Source organism: Amycolatopsis sp. NPDC114505, from assembly GCF_055633615.1.
Genome location: NZ_JBVKDV010000001.1, coordinates 3,395,056 through 3,419,521 on the forward strand (window position 1 = coordinate 3,395,056; position 24,466 = coordinate 3,419,521).

The 24,466-nt window shown below is 69.0% G+C and carries 18 protein-coding genes and 2 pseudogenes; 15 read left to right on the forward strand and 5 right to left on the reverse strand.

All coding sequences use genetic code 11. From position 1 onward, the window contains the following. Window positions 1–261 precede the first annotated feature (261 nt). Together ACZ7OU_RS16840 and ACZ7OU_RS16845 are read left to right on the forward strand one after the other, a co-directional pair. Window positions 262–852, forward strand: coding sequence for a hypothetical protein (locus ACZ7OU_RS16840; RefSeq protein WP_470255676.1), 591 nt, complete (start codon window positions 262–264; stop codon window positions 850–852). A 27-nt stretch (window positions 853–879) separates the two neighbouring features. Continuing rightward, window positions 880–2,496, forward strand: coding sequence for an alpha/beta hydrolase (locus ACZ7OU_RS16845; RefSeq protein WP_470255677.1), 1,617 nt, complete (start codon window positions 880–882; stop codon window positions 2,494–2,496). Here the strand turns inward: ACZ7OU_RS16845 and ACZ7OU_RS16850 are convergent. Genes ACZ7OU_RS16850 through ACZ7OU_RS16865 form a run of 4 tightly spaced genes read right to left on the reverse strand, consistent with a single transcriptional unit; the run spans window position 2,422 to window position 5,751 of the window. After that, window positions 2,422–3,081, reverse strand: coding sequence for a response regulator (locus ACZ7OU_RS16850; RefSeq protein ID WP_470241030.1), 660 nt, complete (start codon window positions 3,079–3,081; stop codon window positions 2,422–2,424). The genes ACZ7OU_RS16845 and ACZ7OU_RS16850 overlap by 75 nt on opposite strands. Further along, window positions 3,078–4,340: a sensor histidine kinase gene (locus ACZ7OU_RS16855; protein WP_470255678.1), complete on the reverse strand. Its 1,263-nt coding sequence runs from the start codon at window positions 4,338–4,340 to the stop codon at window positions 3,078–3,080. The genes ACZ7OU_RS16850 and ACZ7OU_RS16855 overlap by 4 nt, the downstream gene beginning before the upstream one ends. Further along, window positions 4,337–5,035 carry a TetR/AcrR family transcriptional regulator gene (locus ACZ7OU_RS16860; protein ID WP_470255679.1) on the reverse strand — a complete coding sequence of 233 codons (699 nt, stop codon included), beginning with the start codon at window positions 5,033–5,035 and terminating at the stop codon, window positions 4,337–4,339. Before ACZ7OU_RS16860 ends, ACZ7OU_RS16855 begins: the two co-directional genes overlap by 4 nt. Before the next feature lie 47 nt (window positions 5,036–5,082). Continuing rightward, window positions 5,083–5,751, reverse strand: a complete 669-nt coding sequence (locus ACZ7OU_RS16865; protein WP_470255680.1) for a TetR/AcrR family transcriptional regulator — start codon at window positions 5,749–5,751, stop codon at window positions 5,083–5,085. A gap of 151 nt (window positions 5,752–5,902) precedes the next feature. On the opposite strand from ACZ7OU_RS16865, the gene ACZ7OU_RS16870 reads away from it, so the two are divergent. The 7 genes and pseudogenes from ACZ7OU_RS16870 to ACZ7OU_RS16900 form a co-directional block, all read left to right on the forward strand. Beyond that, on the forward strand, window positions 5,903–6,922 hold the full coding sequence (locus tag ACZ7OU_RS16870; RefSeq protein WP_470255947.1) for a medium chain dehydrogenase/reductase family protein: 1,020 nt from the start codon (window positions 5,903–5,905) through the stop codon (window positions 6,920–6,922). 59 nt (window positions 6,923–6,981) lie between these two features. Next, window positions 6,982–7,491, forward strand: coding sequence for a nuclear transport factor 2 family protein (locus tag ACZ7OU_RS16875; RefSeq protein WP_470255681.1), 510 nt, complete (start codon window positions 6,982–6,984; stop codon window positions 7,489–7,491). A 137-nt stretch (window positions 7,492–7,628) separates the two neighbouring features. Next, window positions 7,629–9,017 (forward strand): serine hydrolase domain-containing protein, encoded by a 1,389-nt coding sequence (locus tag ACZ7OU_RS16880; protein ID WP_470255682.1) that lies wholly within the window; start codon window positions 7,629–7,631, stop codon window positions 9,015–9,017. A gap of 37 nt (window positions 9,018–9,054) precedes the next feature. After that, on the forward strand, window positions 9,055–10,647 hold the full coding sequence (locus ACZ7OU_RS16885) for an ABC transporter substrate-binding protein (protein ID WP_470255683.1): 1,593 nt from the start codon (window positions 9,055–9,057) through the stop codon (window positions 10,645–10,647). Window positions 10,648–10,666: 19 nt separating this feature from the next. Next, window positions 10,667–11,662: an ABC transporter permease gene (locus tag ACZ7OU_RS16890; RefSeq protein ID WP_470255948.1), complete on the forward strand. Its 996-nt coding sequence runs from the start codon at window positions 10,667–10,669 to the stop codon at window positions 11,660–11,662. Between the two features lie 3 nt (window positions 11,663–11,665). After that, window positions 11,666–13,585, forward strand: coding sequence for a dipeptide/oligopeptide/nickel ABC transporter permease/ATP-binding protein (locus ACZ7OU_RS16895; RefSeq protein WP_470255684.1), 1,920 nt, complete (start codon window positions 11,666–11,668; stop codon window positions 13,583–13,585). Then, window positions 13,582–14,298: pseudogene (locus ACZ7OU_RS16900) on the forward strand (ABC transporter ATP-binding protein); the annotation flags it as partial. The gene ACZ7OU_RS16895 and the pseudogene ACZ7OU_RS16900, both read left to right, overlap by 4 nt. 62 nt (window positions 14,299–14,360) lie before the next feature. Here ACZ7OU_RS16900 and ACZ7OU_RS16905 read toward each other — a convergent pair. Beyond that, window positions 14,361–15,029 carry a TetR/AcrR family transcriptional regulator gene (locus ACZ7OU_RS16905; protein WP_470255685.1) on the reverse strand — a complete coding sequence of 223 codons (669 nt, stop codon included), beginning with the start codon at window positions 15,027–15,029 and terminating at the stop codon, window positions 14,361–14,363. Between ACZ7OU_RS16905 and ACZ7OU_RS16910 the strand changes: the two genes are divergently transcribed. From ACZ7OU_RS16910 to ACZ7OU_RS16935, 6 genes and pseudogenes are all read left to right on the forward strand, one after another. Then, window positions 15,022–16,125 (forward strand): FAD-dependent monooxygenase, encoded by a 1,104-nt coding sequence (locus tag ACZ7OU_RS16910; protein ID WP_470255686.1) that lies wholly within the window; start codon window positions 15,022–15,024, stop codon window positions 16,123–16,125. The two genes, ACZ7OU_RS16905 and ACZ7OU_RS16910, sit on opposite strands and share 8 nt — an antisense overlap. Before the next feature lie 899 nt (window positions 16,126–17,024). Further along, on the forward strand, window positions 17,025–19,232 hold the full coding sequence (locus tag ACZ7OU_RS16915) for a glycoside hydrolase domain-containing protein (RefSeq protein ID WP_470255687.1): 2,208 nt from the start codon (window positions 17,025–17,027) through the stop codon (window positions 19,230–19,232). 28 nt (window positions 19,233–19,260) lie between these two features. Continuing rightward, window positions 19,261–19,917 carry a M15 family peptidase gene (locus ACZ7OU_RS16920; protein WP_470255688.1) on the forward strand — a complete coding sequence of 219 codons (657 nt, stop codon included), beginning with the start codon at window positions 19,261–19,263 and terminating at the stop codon, window positions 19,915–19,917. 57 nt (window positions 19,918–19,974) lie between these two features. Beyond that, window positions 19,975–20,310 (forward strand): hypothetical protein, encoded by a 336-nt coding sequence (locus tag ACZ7OU_RS16925; RefSeq protein WP_470255689.1) that lies wholly within the window; start codon window positions 19,975–19,977, stop codon window positions 20,308–20,310. A 693-nt stretch (window positions 20,311–21,003) separates the two neighbouring features. Further along, window positions 21,004–21,480: pseudogene (locus ACZ7OU_RS16930) on the forward strand (glutamate-cysteine ligase family protein). Window positions 21,481–21,603: 123 nt separating this feature from the next. Continuing rightward, entirely contained in the window at window positions 21,604–24,255 is a 2,652-nt protein-coding gene (locus ACZ7OU_RS16935) for an ATP-binding protein (protein WP_470255690.1), read from the forward strand. Window positions 24,256–24,466 lie beyond the last annotated feature (211 nt).

Consider the following 24,466-nt stretch of genomic DNA (forward strand, 5'->3'; position numbering starts at 1 on the left):
CCTCGGTCCCGTCGGTGTACTCGACGTAGGTGAACGTGGCGCCGCGGATCGCCTCGTAGGTGCTCTACCAGCCAGACCGTGCGCCAGGCCGGCGGTGTGGTGCCGGTCAGCAGCGGCACCAGGCGTTCGCCGTCGAGCGGTGTCCGCCGCGAGGACTACCCGCGATGTCCGTCGCGCGACGGACGAATCCGCGCCCGGCTGTCCCTACGGTGGCACCATGCGCCGGAATCGCCGGCAACACCCTTCATCCGCGGAGACAGAATGTCCGGCAACGGCAAGGATTTGCCCGCAAACCAGACCACCGCCCCCGCGTCACCGGCGGACGAGAACAAGCCGGGAACCCGCGTCCTGCGGGTCGCCACGATCGTCGTGACCGTCCTGGCCGGCATGTTCGCCGCCCTGAACATCCACGAACTGGGGCACACCGCCGTCGCGTGGCTCGCCGGTGACCACCAGGCCTCCTACCAGCTGCGGTGCGCGCCCGCCGGGTTCGGCTGCAACCACTTCGACGCGAGCGGAATGAGCGTCCCGTCGAAGGTGGCGGTCTGCTGCGGGGGGTGCCTGGTCACGCAGGTCATCGCGTGGTCGCTCCTGGCGGTCCGCCGACGCGCCGGCCGGCGCCTGCGGCTGGTGCTGACGCCGCTGGTCGCCGTGTTCGCGGTGGACCTCTTGCTGCAGTTCCTCCAGGCGATCTTCACACCGCTGCCCGAGTACGACCTGACGAAGGTGGACTTCACCGCGATCGCCACGCTCCTGGGGTGGTCGCAGTCGTTCGCGCTCGTCGTCTTCATCGCCGGCACGCTCGGGTACATCGCGTTGTGGACACGCGTGATCCGCCGTGCACGGTCCTGACCATCACCTTTCTCGAGGGGGAAATCAATGCGTGGGAAATCTGTGCTCGTCGTCGCGCTGGCCGGCGTGCTGGTCGGCACGGCAGCGGGCGGTGCGTCGGCCGCGGAGGCCGGCGGATATGGCTCGGCGCCGGTACCGGACCGGTTTCTGAGCCAGCGGATCACGTGGACGCCGTGCTTCGACCCGGCCCACCTGCCGGCGGACGTGCCGCCCGGCGGCGAACGGCTGCAGTGCGGCAGCTACCGGACGCCGCGGGACTGGCGGCAGGCCGCGCGGAGTGGCGACATCACGATCTCCGTGACCAGGCTGCCGCCGACGAGTGGTGCGGCGAAAGGCACGGTGCTGACCAATCCCGGCGGACCGGGCGGGCGGGGACGGACGTTGCCGCTCAGCTTCCTGAACCAGCCGAAGCTGCTGGCGAGCCAGGAGATCATCGGGATCGACGTGCGCGGTACCGGGGAGAGCACCACCGTTTCGTGCGGTGGCTACGACTGGCTCGGCTCCGCCGACCCGCGCGATCGCAGCCCCGAGAACGTCAAGCTGCTGTTCGACAGCGCGGAGAAGCAGGCGCGGACGTGCCAGGCGGAGTCCGGCGACTTGGGCAAGGTCGTCAACACCGAGCAGACCGTCCGCGACCTCGACCTGCTGCGGCAGCTGCTGGGCCGGGACAAGGTCAACTGGATCGGGTACTCCGGCGGCACGTGGCTGGGTGCCTACTACGCCACGTACTTCCCGGAGCACGTCGGCAAGTTCGTGCTGGACTCGAATGCCGAGTTCACCTCGAGCTATCAGACGGTGTTCGGCGAGTTCGGCCGGGGCTTCGAACGCCGCTTCCGCACGGACTTCCTGCCCTGGGTGGCGAAGTACGACTCGCTCTACCACCTCGGCAAGACCGGCGAAGAAGTCCGCCAGAGCTACGAGAAGGTCCGTGCCGCACTGGTCGCGAAGCCCGAACGGCAGGCGGACGGTGCGCCGTTTACCGCGGCCACCTTCGACCAGTGGCTGTTCGACTCGCTGTACTCGAAGTTCTCGTTTCCCGGTGCCGCCGAGCAGTTCTCCCGCCTGGCCGGGACCGTGGTGGACCATCAGGGTCCGGCTCCGACGCTCGGCAAGCTTCCGGATTCGGTCAACGCCACGATGTACGCGACGGTGTGCAACGACACGCCGTTCCGCGGCGACCGCGATTTCCTGGTCCGGGAGTCCGCCCGGCTCGGCGAGCTCTACCCGCTGGTCGGGGGTTACGTGGTGGCGGCTCCGTGCGCGTTCTGGGATCGGCCCGCACTCCAGCTGAAGACGCCCACCGGAGCCGGGGTGCCGCCGATCCTGATGGTGCAGTCCGTAACCGACCCGGCCACCCCGATCGAGGGCGCACTGCGGGCCCACCGGCAGTTCGCGGGATCGCGGATGCTGACCGTGACCAACGAGGGCGACCACGGCCTCTACGCGTTCGGCAACGCGTGCGTGGACGACGTCGTGGAGTCGTTCATCGTCGACCAGGTGGTGCCGCAACAGGACCTCACGTGTGACGGCGTGCCCCTGCCGGTGCCGTCCGCGCCGACGCGCCGGCCGTCAGGGTGGGTTGTCCCCGGGGCTGACGACGCCGGTTTCGTAGGCGTAGACGACCGCTTGCACCCGGTCGCGTAACCCGAGCTTGTTCAAGACCCGGGACACGTGGGTTTTCACCGTTGCCTCGCCGACGAAGAGTTTCGCCGCTATTTCGGCGTTGCTGGCTCCGCCGGCCAGGAGGCGGAGGATCTGCTCTTCCCGTTCGGTGAGCAGGGCGAGCAGGTCCGGCCGTTGCGACGCGGGTGGTCGCGTGACGAACCGGTCGAGCAGCCGCCGGGTCAGTTCCGGTGCCAGCAGTGCGTCGCCGCGTGCGACGACCCGGACCGCCTGGATCAGTTCCTCGGGCGCGGCGGTTTTGAGCAGAAAGCCGCTCGCCCCGGCCTGAAGCGCTTGGAAGAGGTAGTCCTCCCGGTTGAACGTCGTGAGGATGAGGACCACGCAGTCGCAGGCGGCGGTGATCAGCCGGGTGGCGTCGAGCCCGTCGAGCCCCGGCATCTGGACGTCCATCAGCACCACGTCGGGGTTCAGGGTTTTCGCGAGGTCGAGGGCTTGCGCCCCGTCTTCGGCCTCGCCGATGACGCGGAAGTCGTCCTGGCTCTGCAGGATCATCCGGATGCCACCGCGGATGAGGTGCTGGTCGTCGGCCAGCAGGATCTTGGTCATGACAGGGGGAACCGGGCTCGGACGGTGTAGCCGTGGTCGTCCGAGCCGAGCTGGAGGGTGCCGCCGTGGAGCGCGACCCGTTCCCGCATTCCCGTGTGGCCGAGGCCGCCACCTTTCCGCGCGACCGCGGTCGCGGTGGGCGACCCGTCGTCGACGACGGTCAGTTCGACCACCGTCTCGTGGTAGTGCAGCGTGACGAGGGCGTTCGAAGCGTTCGCGTGCCGCACGGTGTTGGTCAGCGCTTCCTGGGCGATTCGGTACAGCGAGATGGACAAGGATGGAGGGAGTTCGCGTGGTTCGCCGGAAACCGTGCAGGTCGTGCGAAGGGCTCCGCGCGGTTGTGCCGCCAGCGCCGCGAGTTGCTCGACGCCGACGTGCGCCTCCTGGCCGGGGTGCCCGCTGTCGCGAAGAACGCCGAGCATGCGGTGCATTTCTTCGATCGCGTCGCGGCCGGCCGATTCGATCGACTTGAGCATCTGCTCGACAGCGGCGGGGTCACGGGTGGCCGTCATCCGGGCGGCGCCCGCCTGCACGCTCATGACGCTGACGTGGTGCGCGACGGCGTCGTGGAGTTCACGGGCGATGCGGAGACGATCCATGATCACGGCGTTGCGCGCGTTTTCTTCACGCTCGTCTTTCAGCTCGCGGTTTCGTTCGTCCAGTTCCGCTTTTTCGCGAGTCTGCGTCCACGCAGCGTCGCCGAATACCCAGGCACCGGCGAGGAACAGGACGTTGGTTCCGATCGTGGACAACGCCGACGCGGTCATCGCCGGGAGCGCGCCGGGTTGGTGTACGGAGGTCAGTTCGTTGAGAACCGGCCAGGTGCTCGAGCTGAAGGCGTAGCCGAGATAGGCCGCGAGGAGCACGATGATCACGATTCGGGTGACGGTCGCGCGAGAGCGGTCACGACTCCACGCGCCGACGGTGTAGAAGGCGGTGAAAAGGCAGACCGAACTGATCGTGGAATCGCCGACGAAGCGCAGTTGCAGGCCGATGAGCGCGGCGACGCAGGCCGCGAGCACGCTCAAGGGGAAGCTGCGGCGGAGGCAGAGGGGCAGGCCGACAGCGAGGGCCCAAACGAGTTCTTCGCCCCGGCCCGGCCGCAGCGAACCCGGATCGATGCCCGCATAGCCGGAAAGGACGGTGCTCGCGGCCACCCCGGCTGCCAGCGTGACGCCGAGGGCCAGATCCCAGCCGCGCTGGCGGCCGGTCGGTTTCGGCCGTACCAAACCTCCTGGGGCGAAGACCGCCGACGTCATGCGGGTGCGGAAAGGGACTTGATGGCGCTGTCGATCTCCAGCTTGATCAGCCGCTGGGCTTCGATGCTCTGGTTGTCGAGCACGCCGGCGAGTTCCAGGCTCACGATCCCGTGCACGCGCGTCCAGACCACGATGGCCGCGCGGCCGACCTGGGGGCTCGTGTCCGGTCGTTCCTGCGCACGGGCCCATTTCTTCAGCTGCCCGTCGAGCGTCCGGTCGCCGCTGGTGCCGTCGGCCGTCGAGGGCTCCCGGGCCGCGGTCAGCACGTCGATCAGCAGGGCCATTGCCTGGTCGAGGGGGGTGGGTCCGGTCGCGTCGGCGGGCACGTCGCCGCCGCGTTCGCTGAAGAGCATCCCGTAGCGCCGCCGGTGCCGCAGGGCCCAGTCGCGGTACGCGGTGACCAACTGCTCGACCTGCGCGCGCGGTGCTCGTTTGCTGCCTTCGACCGCTTGGGCCATGGCGTCGGTGAGCTGCCGGTAGGACAGGGTGATCAAGTGCGCCACCAGCGCGTCCCGGGACGCGAAGTACCGGTAAACCGCCGGGGCGGACATGGCCATGTTCCGCGCCAACGCCGCGATCGACAGGGCGTGCACGCCCTCGGCGTCGATGATCGCGAACGAGGTGTCCTCGATCTCCTGGAGCGTCTGGGCCCGCAGCCGCTCACGTCGGTTCATCGTCGGCGGTTCGTCGGTCATCGGGCGAGCATAACGGGCCGTCGCACTGTGGCGGGACTGTCGCCGTGTTATGCCCCTTCACGTGGCGTCAGGCTGTTCACCATGGCCTCGACCTCGCTCCGGTAGAGCAGGGCGGGATCGACCCCGGTGGCCGCCGTGTGCTGCCCCAGCTCCCAGCTGATCAGGCCGTGCAGCCTGCTCCACCACACCAGTCCGAAGTGCAGCACGCCGGCCGAGCGGCCGCTGTCGCCGTCCCGGCAGTGCAGCTGTGCGCGCAACCCGGCCGGGATCTCGGCTTCCGGCGGGTCGCCGACTTCGGCGACGACGTCCAGCAGCACGTTCATGCTCCGCCGCGCGGCCGGGACCACGCGCTCGGCGGAGCCGTGAGGGGACTCGCAGGCCAGCTGGTAGAGGTGGGGCCGGGCCAGCGCCCAGTCCCGATAGGCGCCGGCGACCGCCCGGAGCCGTGACTCGGGGGAGGTTTCGCCGGCCGCGGCGGCTTCGAGCGCGCCGGCCAACGCCAGGTGGATGTCGACGGCCAGTTCGGCGAGCAGTGCGTCGCGGCCGGCGAAGTAGCGGTAGAGCGCCGGTGCCGACATCGCCATGGTCCGTGCGATCGCGGCCAGCGACAGGGTCTCCGGTCCGCCCGCCCGCACCTGGGCCATGGCCGCCTCCTTGATCTCGGCCACGGTCCGCTGCCGGTACCGGTCGCGCCGGGTCGGCTCCTGCTCGGTCACGTCGGAAACCTCCGTCGAGTTATGGGTTGACTCTTCATGACGATGCAATGCATAGTTACGGACATTAACAGAGCGATGCACAGTCGCCAAAGCTGAGGAGCCGGCCGTGACCGAGAAGAACACCGCCACCGTGACCGTCACCGAGGTGGTCATGCCGGGCAAGGTCGAACCGTCCGGCCTGCGGGTGGTTCAGCGTGAGCTGCCCGCGCCGGCGGCGGGCCAGGCCCTGGTGCGGGTCGAGTCGACCGCCGTGTCCGCCGCGGAGACCGGCATGCGCCGGGGTCGCTACTTCCCGCAGCCCGAGTTCCCGTTCGTGCCGGGCTACGACCTCGTCGGCGTCGTCGAGGCGGTCGGCTCCGGCGTGGACCGCGCGCTGGTCGGCCGCCGGGTGGCCGCACTGACCAAGACGGGCGGCTGGGCCACGGCCGTCCTGCTGACCGCCGCCGACCTGGTCGAGGTGCCCGACGGCGTCGACGCGGACGACGCCGAGACGCTGATCGTCAACGGGTTGACCGCATACCAGATGCTGCACCGCACCGCGAAGGTGAAGTCCGGGCAGACGGTGCTGGTGCTGGGTGCGGGCGGCGGCGTCGGCACGATCCTGGTGCAGCTGGCCCGCCACGCCGGCGCCCGGGTGATCGGCACGGCCGCCCCACGCCACCACGAGGCGCTGCGCGAGCTGGGCGTGGAGCCGATCGACTACCGCGACCCGGACCTGGGCGCGAGGGTCCGGGCACTGGCCCCGGACGGGGTGGACGCCGTGTTCGACCACCTGGGCGGCGCGAGCATCGACCTGTCGTACCGGCTGCTCAACCGCACCGGAACGCTGGTGTCGTACAGCCTCGCGAGCAAGATCGACGAAACGGGCCCGGTGCTGCCGGTCTTCCTCAGACTGGTCACGAAGCTGGCGGCGTGGAACTACCTGCCGAACGGCAGGCACGCGAGCTTCTACAACGTCTGGGCCGGCGCGGGCAAGCCGGACTCGCCCAAGCGCGCCGAGTTCCGCACCCGCACGCGCACCGACCTGTCGCACATCTTCGCTCTGCTGCGCGACGGCGTGCTCACGGCGAAGATCGCGGCCCGCTTCCCGCTGTCCGAGGCGGCCGCGGCGTTGGAGCTGTCCGAAACTTCCGGCCGCACGGCGGTCGGCAAGATCATCCTGGTCCCCTGAGCCGCTCCCAACCGGCCGCCTACCGCTCGACCACTTCCGAACCCAGTGAGGAACCAAAAATGAAGATCTCCGTAGTGAAGCGCGTCCTGGCCGTGTTCGCGGCCGCCATCCTCGGCGTCGCGGCGGTGAGCGGCAGCGCCGCCGCCGGCCAGGGAAAGGACGGACGCGGGTCGTCCGGCATCGTGGCGGCCTGGGCCGCCGCGTGGAGCGGCACCGACCCCCAGGCGCTGGCCAAGCTGTTCACCCCCGACGCCACCTACACCGACTTCGCCGTCAACGTGGTCTCGACGGGGCGGGACGGGGTGGCGTCCTGGAAGCAGCGCACCGACCTGTTGATCGAGGACGTGCACGTCACGGTCAAGGATTCCTTCCGCGGCGGTGACCACATCGCCATCGAGACGATCTACTCGGGACACATCCACGGCGCCCCGGCGCCGTTCGCCGTGCCCACCACGACGATCCTCGAACTGTGGCACGGCCTGATCGCCACCGACAGGGACTACTACAGTCTCGCCACGCTGCTGGCCCAGTCCGGCCTGCCCGCCGACTGGACCCCGCCCGCCGCCTGACCTCGACCTCGCGCGCCCGATCGAGGTACCGCCCGCGCGAGCAGGGCTCCCGTTCGTCGGGAACCACCAAGTCGACGCCGTCCGCTCGTCGGCCAGGACGAACATCGGCATTCGTGTCATTCCTAGGATCGTCCGGCATGAGCAACCTTGACGACGTCCGCGCCTGGCTCGACGAGCGATTCCCTCTGCTGCTTCAGAAGCACGATGTCCCAGGTGCGGCGTGGGCCGTGCTGCAGGGCGACCGGGTGGTCGACGGCGCCGCCGGCTTGCTCAGCAAGGCGACCCGGGTCGAAGCGACCGCCGACTCGGTCTTCCAGATCGGGTCGGTCACGAAACTCTGGACCAGCACCCTGGTCCTGCAGCTGGCCGACGAGGCCGCGATCGACCTCGACGAGCCCGTGCGCACCTACCTGCCGGAGTTCCGCATCGCCGACGAAGCGGCGGCCGCGCGGATCACCGTCCGGCAGCTGCTCGACCACACCGCCGGGTTCGAGGGCGACATCTTCACCGACACCGGCGTCGGCGACGACTGCCTCGAGAAGTACGTCGCGACGCTCGCCGGGACGCCGCAGCTGTTCCCGCCCGGCGAGCGGTTTTCCTACAACAACGCGGGATTCTGCGTGCTCGGCCGGCTGGTCGAGGTGCTGCGCGGAAAGCCGTACGACGCCTGCCTGCGCGAGCACCTCGCCGCGCCGCTCGGGCTGACCCACACCGCGACCGGGCCGTACGAGGCGATCATGTTCCGGGCCGCGGTCGGTCACGTCGAGCCGGAGCCGGGCGCCGGGTACGTCCCGGCCCCGATGTGGGCGATGGCGCGGTCGAACGCGCCGGCCGGCTCGATGCTCGCGATGCGGCCGCGGGACCTCGTCACCTTCGCCCGGATGCACCTCGAAGACGGCGTGGCGGGCGACGGAACCCGGGTGCTGGCCCCGGGGACCGCCGCGCGGATGCACGCCAAGGAGGTGGAGCTGCCCGACCTCGGCCTGATGGGAACGTCGTGGGGGCTGGGTTTCGAGCGGTTCGACACGCCGGCCGGGACGATCATCGGCCACGACGGCAGCACCATCGGCCAGGGCGCCTTCCTCCGGATGGTGCCCGAGGCCGGGCTGGCCGTGGCCCTGCTGACCAACGGCGGTGACGTCGTTTCGCTGTACCGCGACGTCGTGGGCCACGTCCTCGCCGAGCTCACCGACTTCGCGTTGCCCGCGCTGCCGGCGCCGCCCGCGTCACCCGAGCGGATCGACGCCGAGCGGTACCTCGGCACGTACTCCGCCGACGTCTTCGACCTCACCGTGAGCCAGGACGACGACGGCCGCATCTGGATCGACCAGGTCCCCAAGGGGATCTTCGCGGAGATGGGCGCGAAGGCCGAGCGGACCGAGCTCGTCCACTACCGCGAAGACATGCTGATCCCCGTCCGGCCCGACCGCGGCATGCACATGCCGCACGCCTTCCTGGGCGACGACGGCTCCGGGCACGCCCTCTACCTCCACCTCGGCCGGGCCGTCCGCCGCGCCGGCGCCTGACCACCCCCTTCACCGGAACGCACGGAACGGAACCGCCATGAAGCTGACCACAGCAGGCACCTACGGCTTGTGCCTCGGCTTGGCCGCCGCGCTCACCGGCTGCGGAGGCGCCTCGGACCCCGCCGGGAAGGCCGCGGTCGTCGACGGCGGCACGTTCACGCTCGGGCTCTCCTCGGACCCGGGCAACCTCGATCCGCAGATGGGCGCGGGAACCTCGCTGTTCACCGTCACGCAGTTCGCCTACGACGCGCTGCTCAGCGTCGACGGCAAGACCGGGGAAGTCCACTCCGGACTGGCCAAGACGTGGAAGGCCGACGGCACCACGGTTTCCCTCACCCTGGCTCCCGGCATCACCTGCGCCGACGGGGCGAAGCTCACCGCCACCGACGTCGCGCACAACCTCGACTTCATCACCGACCCGAACAACAAGAGCCCGTTCCTCGGCACCTTCTTCCCACCGGGCGCCAAGTCCGTCGCCGACGACGCCGCCGGCACGGTGACGGTCACCCTGGCCCAGCCGGCACCGTTCGTCCTCAATGGACTGGCCAACCTGCCGATCGTCTGCCCGAGCGGCCTGGCCAAGCGGGACGCGCTGAAGACGGCCACGGCGGGCACCGGGCCGTACAAGCTCGTCGAAGCCGCGCCGGGCGACCACTACACGTACGCCCTGCGCGACGGCTACTCCTGGGGCCCTTCCGGCGCGACCACTGCGACCAAGGGAATGCCGAAGACGGTCGTGGTGAAGGTGGTGCAGAACGAGACCACCGCGGCGAACCTGCTGCTGTCCGGCGGCCTCAGCGCCGCGCAGATCGCGGGCCCCGACGCGGACCGGCTCGAGAAGGCGAAGCTGTACTCCGCTGAAACTCCGGCGCTGGTGGGAGAGCAGTGGTACAACCACGGCGCCGGCCGGGTCACCGCCGACCCGAAGGTCCGGATGGCGCTGACCCAGGCCCTCGACCTCGGCCAGCTGCAGAAGGTGCTGACGTCCGGCCAGGGCACCCCGGCGACGACGCTGGCCGCGAACGAACCCGTCGCCTGCCCCGGTGACTCGGTGTCCAAGGCCCTGCCGGCGAGCAATCCGCAGGCCGCGGCGGCCCTGCTCGACCAGGCGGGCTGGACGGCGGGTGCCGACGGCAAGCGCACCAAGGGCGGCAAACCGCTGTCCCTGGTCTTCCTCTACCAGAACAACAACGGCAGCAGCGGGGACGCCGCGGCCGAGCTCGCGGTGAAGCAGTGGAAGGCAGTCGGCGCCGACGCCACCGCGCGCAGCGCGGACGAGACCACGTTGACCAGCACCATCTTCGGCGCGGGCGACTGGGACGTCACCTGGGTCTCGCTCAACGTCAGCACCCCGGACCAGCTCGTGCCGTTCCTCTCCGGACCGGCGTCACCGCAGGGCAACAACTTCTCCGCGATCGCCGACCCCGACTACGACAAGGCCGTCAAGGCCGCGATGACGACCCAGGGCGTCGCCGGCTGCCGCGACTGGCTCGCCGCGGAGTCCGGCCTGATCGCCAAGGCGGACATCGTGCCGTTCGCCGGCAAGGTCGTGCGCACGTTCGGGAAGGCCGCGGAGTTCCAGGCACCCGGCCAGCTGATCCCGACGAGCATCCGCATGCTGGCGAAGTAGCGGGGACGGCGACATGTCGATGACGTCGGCGGCGCCGAGCCCGCCCGCGGCCCGGCCGCGGCTGGTGGCGCACCCCTGGGTGCGCTTCTGCGGGCGGCGCCTGACCCGGCTGCTGGTCTCGTTGTGGGTGCTGGTGACGGCGTCCTTCGCGATGATCCACCTCATCCCCGGCGACCCGGTGCGCGGAGCGCTCGGCCCCACCGCGCCGGCGGACCTGGTCGAGGCGCGCCGGCAAGCTCTGGGCTTGAACGACCCGATCCTCACCCAGTACTTCCACTACCTGAAGGGGTTGTTCACCGGCGATCTCGGCACGTCGCTCTCCTCGCAGCTGCCCGTGGCCGACGTCGTCGGGCAGCGGCTGCCGGCGACGCTGCTGCTGGCCGTGCTGGCATTCGTCGCCGCGGTGGTCGTGGCGATCCCGGTGGGTGTCGCCGCGGGCGTGCTGACCCGGCGGGGCCACGGGCGGCGCACCGAGCTCGTCTTCACCACGACCAGCATCGTCGTGGCGACCGTGCCGGACTTCCTGATCGGTGTCGCGCTCGTCTACGTCTTCGGGATCCGGCTCGGGTGGCTCCCGGTGGCCGGCAACGACAGCGCGGCGGCGTACGTGCTGCCCGTGTTCTCGCTGGCGATCGGGCCCGCGGCGATCCTCGCGCGCATCGTCCGCGTCGAGCTGGTCGGCGTGCTCGAAGCGGACTTCATCCGCACGGCCCGGGCGAAACGGCTGCCCGCGCGGACCGTCTACTTGGGACACGCGCTGCCCAACGCCGTGACCGCCGCGCTCACGCTGGGCGGGCTCCTGCTGAGCGCGCTGGTCGCCGGCACCGTCCTGGTGGAGAACGTCTTCGCGTGGCCCGGCCTCGGCAGCACGATCGTGCAGTCGATCCTCACCAAGGACTACCCGGTGGTGCAGGCGATCGTCCTCGTCTACGGCCTCGGGGTGCTCCTCACGAACCTCGTCGTCGACGTCGCCCTCGCCCTGCTCGACCCCCGTTCGAAGATCCGGGAGGACTGACGGATGCAAGGACGCTGGACGCGGGTCGTCCGCACCCCGCTGGGTTTCGCGGCGACCGTGCTCGTGGTCGCGACCCTCGCCCTGGCCTGCTTCGCGCCGCTGCTGTGGGGAGACGGCGCCGAGGCCGTCGACACCGACGGCATCCTGGCCCAGCCCTCGGCGGCGCACTGGGCCGGGACGGACAACCTCGGGCGGGACATCCTGCTGCGCGCGCTCGTCGCGACCCGGCTGTCGATCGTGCTGGCCCTGCTGGCGATCGTGATCGCCGTGGTGGCCGGTCTGCTGCTCGGGTCCGCGCCGTTCGTGCTCGGCCGGCGGACCGGGCGGACGGTGTCGGCGGCGGTCAACATCGCGGTCGCGTTCCCCGGGTTGCTGCTGGCGCTGTTCTTCGCCGTCGTGTTCGGGGCCGGCGCGACCGGCGCGGTGCTGGCCATCGGGCTCGCCGGCGCCCCGGCGTTCGCGCGGCTGACCCAGACGCTCGTGGCCGGGATCGCGGCCAGGGACTACATCGCCGCCGCCCGGACGGCGGGGATCGGGCGGCTCCGCATCCTCGTCCGGCACGTGCTGCCGAACATCGCCGAACCCCTGATCGTCAACGCCACCATCGGCGCCGGCAGCGCGCTGCTCTCCTTCGCGGGGCTGTCGTTCATCGGTCTCGGCGTCCAGTCACCCTCCTACGACTGGGGCAGGCTGCTCTACGACGGTATCGGCGCGATCTACGTGAACGCGTCCGCGGCGTTCGCGCCGGGCGCCGCGGTGCTGGTGGCGGGCTTGGCTTTCAACCTCTTCGGCGAGTCGGTCGCCAAGGGGCTCGGCGTCCCCGTCGGGATCGGCCTGCGCACGGTCGCGACGACGCGCACCGCGCGGGCGAGCAAGCCGGAACCCGCCGTCCACGGGGAGGCCGGCCCGGCCCGGGCGTCCGACGTGGTGCTCGACGTCCGCGACCTCGAAGTCACCTTTCCCGGGCCGGTCCGACCGGTGCGCGGGGTCTCCTTCGAGGTGCGCAGGGGCGAAGCGGTCGGCATCGTCGGGGAGTCGGGCTCGGGCAAGTCGATGACCGCGCTGGCGATCACACGCCTGGTCGCCGAGCACGGCCGCGTCGACGCCACGCGGCTCGAGCTGCTGGGCAACGACCTCCTGGCGGCGGACACCGCGGTGCGGCGCCGGATGCTGGGCACGTCGCTGGCGATGGTCTTCCAGGACCCGATGACCGCGTTCAACCCCACTCGCCGGATCGGGAGCCAGCTGGCCGAGGTGGCCACCCACCACCAGGGCATGAACCGCCGCGAGGCGATGGCCCGTGCCGTGGACCGGCTGGCCGCCGTCCGGATTCCCGGCGCGGACACGCGTGTCCGGCAGTACCCGCACGAGTTCTCCGGCGGGATGCGCCAGCGGGCGATGATCGGCATGGGGCTGATGGGGTCGCCGGCGCTGATCGTCGCCGACGAGCCGACCACCGCGCTCGACGTCACGGTGCAGCAGCAGGTGCTGGACCTGCTCGCCGCGATCCGGGCGGCGGACGACGTCGCGCTGATCCTGATCAGCCACGACGTCACGGTGGTCGGCGAGGTCTGCGACCGGGTCATGGTGATGTACGCGGGCCGGATCGTCGAGGACCTGCCGGCCGCCGAGCTGACCACCGCCGCCCGGCACCCGTACACCCGCGCGCTCGTCGACGCGGTGCCCGACATGGCCACGGACCCGGCGGAGCCGCTCGCGACGATCCCGGGCCGCCCGGTCGCCCCGGCCGACGTGCCGCCCGGCTGCGCCTACGCCGACCGATGTCCCCTGGCCGACGCCCGGTGCCGGGCCGAAGACCCACCGCTGGCGGCCGACGCGCGGCACCACCGGGTGGCGTGCTGGCACGCCGGCGAGCCGCTGCCCGCCGACCGCAGTCCCGACGAGCTGGTGGAGTCACCGTGAGCGAGCTGCGCTTCGAGAACGTCACGATCCGCTACGGCCGGACGACCGCGGTGGACGGAGTCAGCCTGACCGTGCCGGAGGGGACGGTGGTCGGGCTGGTCGGCGAGTCCGGTTCGGGCAAGTCCACGCTGGCCAGGGCCGCGGTCGGCCTCGCCCCGCTGTCGGGCGGCCGCATCACCCTCGACGGCGCGCCGGTCCCGACCCGAGGCAGGCCGCGCCCGCTGCAGATGGTCTTCCAGGACCCGTATTCCTCCCTCGACCCGCGGATGACGGTGGGGGAGAGCGTGGCCGAGTCGATGCCCCCGGGCGGTTCGCGAGCCGGGAGACGGGCCGAGGTCGCCCGCCTCCTCGACCTGGTCCACCTCGACCCGGAGTGCGCCGGCGCGGTCCCGTCCAGGCTGTCGGGCGGCCAGCGCCAGCGAGTCGCACTGGCCCGCGCGCTCGGGGCGCGGCCGAGGGTGGTGATCGCCGACGAGATCACGTCCGCACTGGACGTCTCGGTGCAGGGGGCGGTGCTCAACCTCGTCCGCGAGCTGCAGCGCGAACTCGGTCTGTCGATGTTGTTCATCTCCCACAACCTGGCTGTGGTCCGGTACGTGGCTTCGCACGTGGCGGTCATGCGGGGTGGCCAGATCGTCGAGCAGGGGCCGACGGCCCAGGTGCTCACCGAGCCGGGCCACGACTACACCCGCGAGCTGCTGGCCGCCGTACCCGGGCGGTCCAAAGCATGACGGTGCGGCTGTCGATCACGAGCCCGGCGGCGCTGCTGACCGTCCTAGGTGGTCGCTCTGATCCCCGCGAGCACGACGTCGGCGATGCGCTCGGCTTCAGCGCGACCGAACGGAACATCGACCCCACTGCGGCTGAGGTGCACCGGCCCGGAGACGAGCTGAGCGAAGAAAAGCGGGTCGACGGGCGGTAGCTCGCCACGTTCGGCAGCCCGTTCAAGCCGCACGCGCACGAGTTCGAGACGGCGTTCGAAGACACCGCGCACGGTCTGAGCCACGGCCTCGTGCTCACGGCTCTGCGCCGCACTCGTCAGGGCGCGCCCGAGCGGCGTGTCCAGCTCGGCCGCCAGGGTCAGCAGGAACTGCGCGAGGTCGGCGCGCAGGTCGCCGGTGTCGTCGAACGGAACCTCCCGGTCGGCAAGGTGGCTCAGAGCTTCGATGGCCAGCTCGTGGCGCTGCGGCCAGTTGCGATAGACGCTGGCTTTGTTCACCCCGGCCCGCTCGGCCACCTCCTCGTAGCGGAACCCCATGACGCCGTCCCGCGCGATCAGCTCGACGGTCGCCTGAAGGATCTGCGCGCGCACGCGAGCGGTGCGCCCGCCTGGCCTCCTCGTGTCGGTCACGGTCACCTCCTCGTGCGGTGATTCTTCCAGGTGCGCTACGCTACCATTAAAGCGACGAACCGTTGCTTTAAGCGGAGGGATCACGATGAACATCCTCATCTCCGGCGCGGGTGTCGCCGGACTCTCGGCCGCGGTCGAACTAGGAGCCCGGGGCCATCACGTGACGCTCGTCGAGCGTGCGTCGCACTTCCGGGTCAACGGCTCCCCGATCGACATCCGAGGCGACGCGATAGCGGTCACGGAAAAGATGGGCCTGCTGGAGAAGATTCGCGACAGGCGGCTGCGAATGACCGAGAACACGGTCTTCGTCGACGCGGAGGGCACGGTCCGCGCGGCACTGCCCCTAGCGGAAACAAGCGACTCCGACGACGACATCGAGATCGCCCGCGAAGACCTGGCGACGGTGCTGACGGAGGCCCTGCCCGCCGACGCAACGGTCCGTTTCCGCGACTCGGTGGAGCAGCTCACGGAAGACGGCACCGCCATCGACGTGCGCTTCGTTTCAGGCGGAACCGAGCGTTTCGACCTGGTGATAGGCGCAGACGGCCTCCACAGCACAGTGAGGCGCCTGACGTTCGGCCCCGAGTCCGACTTCGCCAAGCACCTCGGGGTGTACGCGGCGATCGCAGACCTGCCCTCAGAGGCCGGCCAGGAAGGTCCGAACCCGACGTACAACTTCCCGGGCCACATGGCAAGCATCATGCGCTACGGCAACCGCGCGCTGGCGGTGTTCCTGTTCCGCTCAGACCCGATCGACTACGACTACCGAGATCTGAGGGCCCAGAAGAAGATCCTCGCCGAGGCATTCGCCGGCCACGACGAGTGGCGAATCCCCGAGCTGATCGAGGCAGCGAAGGCGGACCCAGAGCTCTACTTCGACGCGGCAAGTCAGATCCACCTGCCAACCTGGCACGAAGGCCGAGTGGTCCTGATAGGCGACGCCGCCCACGCGGCGTCAGGCTTGTCGGGCAGGGGAACGTCCCTTGCGTTGCTGGGTGCGAGTTTCCTCGCGGAGGAACTGGACGAGTCTGACCTCACGGCAGGTTTCAAGCGCTACGAGAGCCGCCAGCGCCCGTACGTAGCGACCGCCCAAGCCTTCGTCAACGGCGGCGCGGACTTAGTGGTACCCGCAACATGGGAAGCGATCACAACCCGCAACGCGCGCCTCCAGACGGCCGCCAGGTCCTGACCGCCTGCGGCAGAAACCGTGTACCGGCAGCCAACGGCGAGGTTCGAGACCTACTCGGCAGAGTGGTGATCTTGAGGTTTCGGATGGTGCCGAGTGATGCCGGACAAGGTCGTTTCCTCGGTCGGCGAGTAGCGGCGGTGTCGGTCTGTGTCGGGGTCAGTCCGTGCGCTCTCGGCTCGCAAATGTCGGTCCGTGTCGCCTGGTCCAAGCTCCTCGTCAGCGCCGCTTGATCGGTCGGACGGGCGCGTTCGGGAAGCCCGCGAGCCCGCGAGCCCGCGAGCCGGCTTGCTCAAGTCCTTGCCCTGTCTGTCCAGTGCGCTTCGGCGCGGACGCGGTGGCGGCGTCGATCTGGCCGGAACGCGCTCGGCGGCGACGGGCGTAGCAACGACGTCTGCGAAAGCGATCGTCTACTCGGGTCCGCCGTCGTGATGTCGATATGCCGCTACTCCCGCACTGCCGCGACGCCGCCTTCCGTAGAGGCGGCATGAGCTCAAGCGCCTCGGCCGAGCATGCGACCCGCCCGCCGGAGGTGCGGAAGAGCCGGGCCAATCCGATACGGCGGCAGTGGGCACCGGCGAACGGGCGACATCGAAGGCGGTGGCCTATGGCGGTGCTCGCCTGTGGGTCGCCCAGACGAAAGCTGCGATGGACTCGCGAGTTTCGCCGAAACAGACATACTGGCACGTAACAGTCATTGTGCCAATAGGGGCGTTGTGATGACACTCGGTTGATTCAGCCGAATGCATCTACCCGGCCTGCGTAGTTGACCATAGATTGACAAGTGCGGGTGCGACGGGAGGCGCGCCCTTCTGATGCGGTCCCCACCAGGCGCACCCCCGGCGAATCACATCGAGGCTGATCGCCGTTTTCCTGCGCGCCCAAAAAGCCGAGGAACAACCATGGTCGACGAAGCCGTAATCAGGGCTCAGCAGTTCGTGAACTCATACACCGTGTCGGGCATCCCGCGTGTTGAAGAAAACGGGAAAACAAGCTGGTCGGTGATGTACGCCCTCACTCGAATCCTCCAGTACGAACTCGGGATAACCACGCTCTCCGACAACTTCGGCCCGACGACGATGTCAACCCTTCAGGCCAAGTACCCCGTCATCAATGCGGCTACCAACCACGTCAACCTCTACCGGGTGATTCAATCCGGCCTGTATTGCAAGGGTTACGACGGCGGCGAAATCGATGGAACCTACAACTCCCGGGTTTCTGCTGCGGTCCTCAAGGCGAAGCAGAACATGGGTGTAGCTGCCGTCTACTCCGTCGACGGAGTAACCCCCAAAGTCCTGAAGGCGTTGCTCAACATGGATGCCTACGTCGTCACGTCCGGCGGCGACGAGCAAACCAGGTCGGCGCAGCAGTGGCTGAATTCCAAATACATCAACCGAAGAGACTTTTCCATCATACCCTGCGACGGGAACTTCTCTCGTGACGTGCAGAAAGCTCTCGTGTACGCGATCCAGTACGAACTGGGGATGTCCGACGACGTTGCCACCGGAGCGCTCGGCCCGATGACCGAGAACGGTCTCCGCGGCCACGTGCTCGCCGTCGGCTCGACCGGTACATGGGTCAATCTGTTCAGTTCCGCCATGATCTTCAACAAGCGCCCGAACGTAGCGTTCTCGTCGACATTCACGTCGGAGATCTCAGCCGCGGTCTCGGCGTTCCAAAACTTCGTCAGACTGCCGGCCACGGGCAACGGCGACTTCCCGACCTGGGCCTCGTTGCTCGTCTCCCATGGTGACACCAGCCGCCGCGGGACCGCCTGCGACACCGTGACCCGGATTACCGACGAGAAGGCCCTCGCGTTGTTCAACGCGGGCTACCGGACAGTGGGCCGCTACCTCTCCAACGTTCCCGGATCGGCGCTGGACAAGGCGATCCACGAGGGGGAACTCGCGCTGATGGCCCGGTACGGGCTCTCCGCCTTCCCGATCTACCAGACCTACGGCGGCGAGGCCTCTTACTTCAACCGCTCCCAGGGGGTCGCGGACGCCCTGGCCGCTCTCGAACGAGCACGACACTTCGGTTTCCAAGGCGGCACACGGATCTACTTCGGCGTCGACTTCGACGCACTCGACTTCCAGATCACGGACAACGTCCTTCCGCACTTCACCGGAATCCGGGACACCTTCGCGAGATATGGCACCGTCTACGGCTACAGCATCGGCGTCTACGGCCCGCGGAACGTCTGCAGCAGGGTCGGGGCGGCAGGGTTGAGCTCCGCGAGCTTCGTGTCGGACATGTCGAGCGGATACTCGGGAAACCTGGGCTACACGATGCCGGCCGATTGGGCCTTCGACCAGTTCGTCACGCTCACCGCGGGGACAGGCGACGGGGCAGTGGAGATCGACAGTGACATCGCGTCCGGTCGAGACGCGGGGCAGAACAGGTACGACCCCGGGGGGTCGGACGTCGAACTGGACGTCTCGTTCGACAGGACCATGCGAAACGCGCTGCTTGCTGACGTCCAGGCCTATTTCGAAGGCCTCGGCGTGCCCGAGTCCGGGGGCTCGGGCGCCCAGGCTTTCACGGTGTGGACGACAACGCAGTCGCTGGACCAGGTCCTCAACATCGACTGGCTCGCGACCCGCCTGGCCCGGCAGTTCGGGATCCGCAAGGCGATGATCCAGTGCCCCTTGCTCTGGGAGCTTCGCGCGCTCCGCACCGACGATGCGGTCGCAGACGACCTCGTCATCGACCACTACTCCGGCACCGGCCTCAGTTCGAGCACGGACAGCAGTACCGGACCGGGCCAGATCTTCGCGGCGACCGCGATCAGAGCGCAGAACTTCTGCATCGGTCGCAATCTGATCTCGGGCACGTTGCTGGATCCGGCGAACGAGGCCGATCTCTGGCAGGTGTGGCAGCAGCTTCACAACGACGACGTATTCAACGTGAGCACGATTCCACTGGTCCTCATGCACGCGGCAAGTCTCATCAGCGTCCCGCTGCCGGGGCTGCACACCTCAGAGGAGGACATGCGGCAGATCATGGCTCGCTACAACGGCACCGCACCGAGCGCCCAAGGCTACGGAACGGTCATGCTCGGCCTGTATCGGATCTACGAGAAGTACTACGCGCCGCAGCGCGCCCTCTGAACCTTCCCGAAGCCAACCCGAGGACGAAATGAACCCATCAGCGAGACAGCTGCGCCGTCGCCTGGTCATCGGCGCGGCCATCGCGACCGTGTCGACGGCCGGCTGGGCGCCCATCGCCGCCGCGGCTACCGCTGCACCGGCGCCATCAGGCAAGCCGCGCGCCGCGGCAGATCCCACCGCGCTCAGCACCAACGGCTGGCCCATCGAACCGGCGGCCGACTCCGGCGGTGCGATCTGGACCAGGTCCGTACCCGGAACGGCTGTCGAGTTCGCCGTGCGGCTCGGCAGTGTGGCAGCCATCCTGATCCACGTCGTCCGGCGCTACCACTACGAGATCGACAACCTGATAGCAGGTGAGGTGGTGGGTCATCACCCGGTTGCTTCGATCCCCGCAGGGCCCGAAAGCAACTACTGCTCGGGAACGGCGGTGTCAATCCGGCCCGGGTGGTTCCCGCCCGCCGCGGCCGACGGCCACACCGCTCGCCAGAAACTCCTCATCGCCGACATCGTGTCCGAACTTTCCGCCGTGGTCCGCTGGGGCGGTACCTTCGACCGCGCGTGGGAATCGCACTTCCAGATCGACGTGGCTCCCGACGACCCACTGCTCGACGTCGTCGCATCCCGGATCAACAACTGGCGGGACCATCCCGACCAAGGCGCTGGTGCACTGGCGAAGGGAAGCTGACCGCGGCACGAGAGATAGCCGTCCGACGCCCGTTCGGCCGCCGGTAGGCTATCGAACGTGCGAGACGACGGCGCCCGGAGCGTAGGTGTGGCGAGAGCGGTGGTCCTGACGTCGGGTCTCGTCCTGATCGCTTTGGGAGTCGTCGCTTCGGGCGCGCTTCTTCTTTTCTTCGCGTTGGCGCACGGCGGTCGCGACTGGGCTGGTTCCCAGGCGACGTTCACGATGTTCATCGCGGGTGCGGGGTGGACGGTGATCGCCGGCGGGTTCGCGGTGTGGGTGTCGCGGCGGGCGCGTAGCCGTACGATCTGGCTCGCCGGATTGTCCTGCATCGCACTCGGTGCGATTCCTGCCGCCATCGTGGCGGTGGACCTGCTCTTCCTGCTCCCGCACTGATCTCCGAGATCGCGGCCTCACGGTGCCGGGCGGACGCGACACGGAAGCGGCTGGCCACGCGCGGTGGTGTGTACCGACGCGCGGGTAGCGCATTGGCGTGCGACCGGTCAGCGACCGCCGGTGGTGGTGTGGACAGCCCGGCAGACGGCAGAGTTCCTTGAGCATGCTTGTGGTCATCCGAAATACGTGCTGTATCTGACTGTCGCGTTGCTCGGGATTGCGGCGGGGCGAGGCGCCGGGCTGCGCTGATGCGACACCTGCACGACCTCGATGCCGGGGTCCGCACATTGGCGCTGGACCACGGCTTTGATGTCGACGTTGACCTGGGGAGACGCTCGGTGAGCGCTGTGTCTCTGCGGGCGACGGCCACTAGCGCGCCGAATAGCGTCAGTGGGGCCGTAGCCGCGAAGGCCGCGTGCTGCCGTGTAAGTCACCCGGCGCCGGCTGCCGGCCACCGGACAGGGTGGTTGCGACGGCGACGCCGACGCTGTCCGCGAAGCGGCCGGGGGCACCGTGAGCAGAGAGCCCGGAGGACAGTTGGAGCGGTCGGCGCCGCCGAGGACGGGCGTATCTGCAGCTGTTACCGCATCACGCGCCGACCTCGACCGTGTCCGGGCCACTGCTTCCGTTCAGGTCAACCTGGACGCGGCTCCGCGACGAGTCTGGCCGGACCAGGTTGCCCACGCCTAACGGCTGAGCCCCGCTCTCGTAGCGATCTCGGCCGCTTCGCCGTGGTTGCGCGGCGCGGCGACTGGGTGGCAGTCGTCGCGTCTGCGCGCGTAGCTCGGCCTGGACCAGCGGAGGTGTCGGCCCTTTTCGACGCCGAGAGCCGGAGGACAGCTGCCGACCCGGCGACCGCGTGGACCCAGATCGCGTGGCCGGTCGCCCACGGTCGCGGACCTCGACCTCCACCTGACCAAGGTTCCGCCAGTGCGGCTGCGCGGCTACCTCGAGCTGCGGTATCTCGACGCACTGCCCACCCGGTGGTGGCCCGCGGTCGTCGCCGTCCCCCCCCCCCCACGCTCATGGACGACGCCGTCGCCGCCGCGCGCCTGGGCCTGGCTGATCCACGTCTCGCCGACGCCGCCTCCGGTTGCCCGCACACCGCCGCCGACCGGCTGCCCACTGAACTGCGTCCAGCGGTCCAGTGGGAAGCGGCCATTCGAGTGAGAACAGCCCATTGGAGCGTGAATCACGTTCATCATTGTCCGAACGGTGATCTCGTGTGGGACCGGCGAAACCGGCGGGGGCAGGGTGATGACGAAATCGACGGCAGCGGTTCACCGTACGATCGTGGTGGTCGACGTCGAGGGGTTCGGCGCATGGCAACGGACGAATCACCACCAGCTCGCGGTCCGGCGCGGGCTCTACAGCTGCCTGCGGACCTCTTTCGACAGAGCCGGCATCCCTTGGGAATCCTGCGAAACGGAAGACCGTGGTGACGGCGTCCTCATCCTTGCGCCGCCGGAAGTGCCGAAAAGCCTCTTCGTGGAGTCACTTCCCGCCCGGGTGGTGGACGCATTCGCGGAGCACAACCACCTGCACGGGCCCGAATCCCGCATTAGGTTGCGGCTCGCGGTGCACGCAGGAGAAATCAACTACGATGACCACGGCGTCACAGCCACGTCAGTGAACCTGACGTTTCGCCTCGCGAACTCTTCTGAGTTGAGGGCCGTTCTAGCAGGGTCGCGAGGCATACTCGCACTCATAACGTCGAACTGGTTCTTCGACGAGGTGGTGCGGCACAGCATCACCGCCAGGCCTGACACTTACCGAAACGTGACTGTCTCAGCCAAAGAGACCGTTACTTCGGCGTGGATCGCCCTGCCAGACAACCCCTACAGCGGCATCGTCGACCCAGCGAGACAACCAAGTTCCGCAGCAGGCGCCGAACTCCGCGTGCTACCTGTACCCCGGCATCTCCCGGCGACCACCGCCCATTACACCGGCCGCCTCGCCGACATCGCAAAGCTCGACTCGTTGCTTGTCGGGCCCGGGGCGAGCGGGCCCGGAGAAACCACAATATGCCTGATCGTCGGCGCTGCCGGTATGGGTAAGACCGCGCTTGCCGTTCACTGGGCACACGCTGTGAGAAGCCAGTTCACCGACGGCGACATCTACATCGATCTGCACGGCTACGACCCGGTCGTGCCCACACCGCTCGAGCAGATCCTGGAACGGGTGCTCAGAGCGCTGGGTGTCGCCACCCGGAACATGCCGGCGGACCTCGAGGGACAGACGGGGCTCTACCGCTCGCTGCTGGCCGACCGGCGTGTCCTGATCGTTCTCGACAACGCCGCCACACCAGAGCAAGTCCGCCCGTTGCTCCCCGGATCGGCCACGTGCCGAGTGCTGATCACCAGTCGCCACCGGATGTCCGGTCTGGTCGCCCGAGAGGGCGCCGCCCGGTTGACTCTCGATCCGCTTCACCCGACGGAGGCGTACTCCCTCCTCGAGCAAATCGTCGGTGAAGACCGGGTCGCAGTCGAGGGTGCTGCGGGTGCCGAGATCACGCGCGCATGCGCATACCTTCCGCTCGCGCTGCGCATCGCCGCCGAACGCGTCGCCGCGCACCCCAGACTTGCCCTTGCCGAACTCGCTCGCCAACTGTCCGGCGAACGCGACCGGCTAGACCTGCTGGCCGCGGACGACGACGAGAGCACGGCCGTGCGCGTCGTGTTCTCCTGGTCCTATCGGGCGCTGCCGCCGGCCGTTTCCCACGTGTTCCGCTTGCTCGGCTTGCACGCCGGCCCGGACATCTCGATCCCGGCCGCCGCGGCGCTGACCAACCTCACCATCGAGCACACTCAGCGCGACCTTGACGCTCTCGCCAGCGTGCATCTCGTGGAGGAGGTCGACCACAACCGCTACCGTCTCCACGACCTGCTTCGGTTGTACGCTGCGGAACGCGCCAGTGAGGACGAAACCGAAGCCGACCGCAGTGACGCCAAACTGCGTCTGCTGACGTGGTACCTGCATTCCGCCGACGCCGCCGACCGTCAACTCGCACCACGTCGACGACATGCCCCGCTCGGCGAACCACCCGTCGGCTGCCGTCCTCTGACCTTCGAAACCCAGGGGCGGGCTTGGCAGTGGTGCGAGGCAGAACGCCTCAACCTCGTCGCCGCGACTCGACAGGCCTCGGCCGAGTCGCACCTGGACATCGCTTGGCAACTCCCGACCGCGCTATGGGGCTATTTCACCTTGCGCACTCCCTGGGTCGACTGGATCAGTGCCTACCGTATCGGGCTCGCCGCGGCTGAGCAGCAGGCCGCCCGGAGCGGATACGCGTGGCTGCTCGCGGGTCTGGGAATCGCATACCGCAACCTCCGCCGGTACGACGATGCGATCGACAGCTTTGAGCACTCACTCGATGTTTGGCGCGAACTGGGCGACCGTTACGCCGAGGCGTGGACCCTGGGAAGTCTGAGCATCGCCTTGTGGGAGCTGGAGAGGTTCACCGATGCCTTAGCCCGTTCCCAGGAGGCTCTCACCCTGTTTCGTGCAGTAGACAGCCCGTACGGCGAGAGCCAGGCCCTGCACTGCTTCGGCGACGCCTGCCGCGGTCTCGGACGGTACGTCGAGGCGATCGACTATCTCCAACAGGCACTGCACTTGCGACGTGGGAGCGGCGACCCGGGCGGTGAATCCCAGATCCTCAAAAGCCTCGGGGACACCTACCGGGACCTCGACGAACTCGACAAGGCCGAAGAGCACTACCGGCAGGCGCTCGGGATGTGGCGTGAGGTCGGCGACCGCTGGAGCGAAGCGAGAAGCCTCACCTCCATCGGTGACATAGCGAAGATCCTCGGCAACATCGACACGGCGGTTGAATGCTGGCGGGCAGCACTTGCGATCTGCGAGGAACTCGGCGCCCCACAGACCGCGGAGATCCACGCCCGGCTGAAACACGCGGCAAACGCATCTTCGGACAAGAGGCAATGAAATGACGAACCGGACCCGATATCGAGAAGCTGGCCAAGACTTCATCATGTCCGCTCATCGACCTGACCGGACGTTCAGGAGCGGATCTCCCTCGGACAAGCACCAGATTCAACGGTGTGGGCTCGCTCCGTCGTTTGTCCCGTCCGGGGACCCGGAGCTACCGGACCGGCCGCACAGGCGAGCCTTCGCCGCTGTTCGAGCTAACCGAACC

Excerpts from the sequence above, each read along its gene's own strand:
- ACZ7OU_RS16905 (WP_470255685.1), bottom strand. The coding sequence starts at position 15,029 with ATGTTCATCGTGATCCCTCCGCTTAAAGCAACGGTTCGTCGCTTTAAT.
- ACZ7OU_RS16840 (WP_470255676.1), top strand. The coding sequence starts at position 262 with ATGTCCGGCAACGGCAAGGATTTGCCCGCAAACCAGACCACCGCCCCC.
- ACZ7OU_RS16890 (WP_470255948.1), top strand. The coding sequence starts at position 10,667 with ATGACGTCGGCGGCGCCGAGCCCGCCCGCGGCCCGGCCGCGGCTGGTG.
- ACZ7OU_RS16885 (WP_470255683.1), top strand. The coding sequence starts at position 9,055 with ATGAAGCTGACCACAGCAGGCACCTACGGCTTGTGCCTCGGCTTGGCC.
- ACZ7OU_RS16920 (WP_470255688.1), top strand. The coding sequence starts at position 19,261 with ATGAACCCATCAGCGAGACAGCTGCGCCGTCGCCTGGTCATCGGCGCG.
- ACZ7OU_RS16910 (WP_470255686.1), top strand. The coding sequence starts at position 15,022 with ATGAACATCCTCATCTCCGGCGCGGGTGTCGCCGGACTCTCGGCCGCG.
- ACZ7OU_RS16895 (WP_470255684.1), top strand. The coding sequence starts at position 11,666 with ATGCAAGGACGCTGGACGCGGGTCGTCCGCACCCCGCTGGGTTTCGCG.
- ACZ7OU_RS16880 (WP_470255682.1), top strand. The coding sequence starts at position 7,629 with ATGAGCAACCTTGACGACGTCCGCGCCTGGCTCGACGAGCGATTCCCT.
- ACZ7OU_RS16855 (WP_470255678.1), bottom strand. The coding sequence starts at position 4,340 with ATGACGTCGGCGGTCTTCGCCCCAGGAGGTTTGGTACGGCCGAAACCG.
- ACZ7OU_RS16915 (WP_470255687.1), top strand. The coding sequence starts at position 17,025 with ATGGTCGACGAAGCCGTAATCAGGGCTCAGCAGTTCGTGAACTCATAC.
- ACZ7OU_RS16850 (WP_470241030.1), bottom strand. The coding sequence starts at position 3,081 with ATGACCAAGATCCTGCTGGCCGACGACCAGCACCTCATCCGCGGTGGC.
- ACZ7OU_RS16870 (WP_470255947.1), top strand. The coding sequence starts at position 5,903 with ATGCCGGGCAAGGTCGAACCGTCCGGCCTGCGGGTGGTTCAGCGTGAG.
- ACZ7OU_RS16875 (WP_470255681.1), top strand. The coding sequence starts at position 6,982 with ATGAAGATCTCCGTAGTGAAGCGCGTCCTGGCCGTGTTCGCGGCCGCC.
- ACZ7OU_RS16860 (WP_470255679.1), bottom strand. The coding sequence starts at position 5,035 with ATGACCGACGAACCGCCGACGATGAACCGACGTGAGCGGCTGCGGGCC.
- ACZ7OU_RS16845 (WP_470255677.1), top strand. The coding sequence starts at position 880 with ATGCGTGGGAAATCTGTGCTCGTCGTCGCGCTGGCCGGCGTGCTGGTC.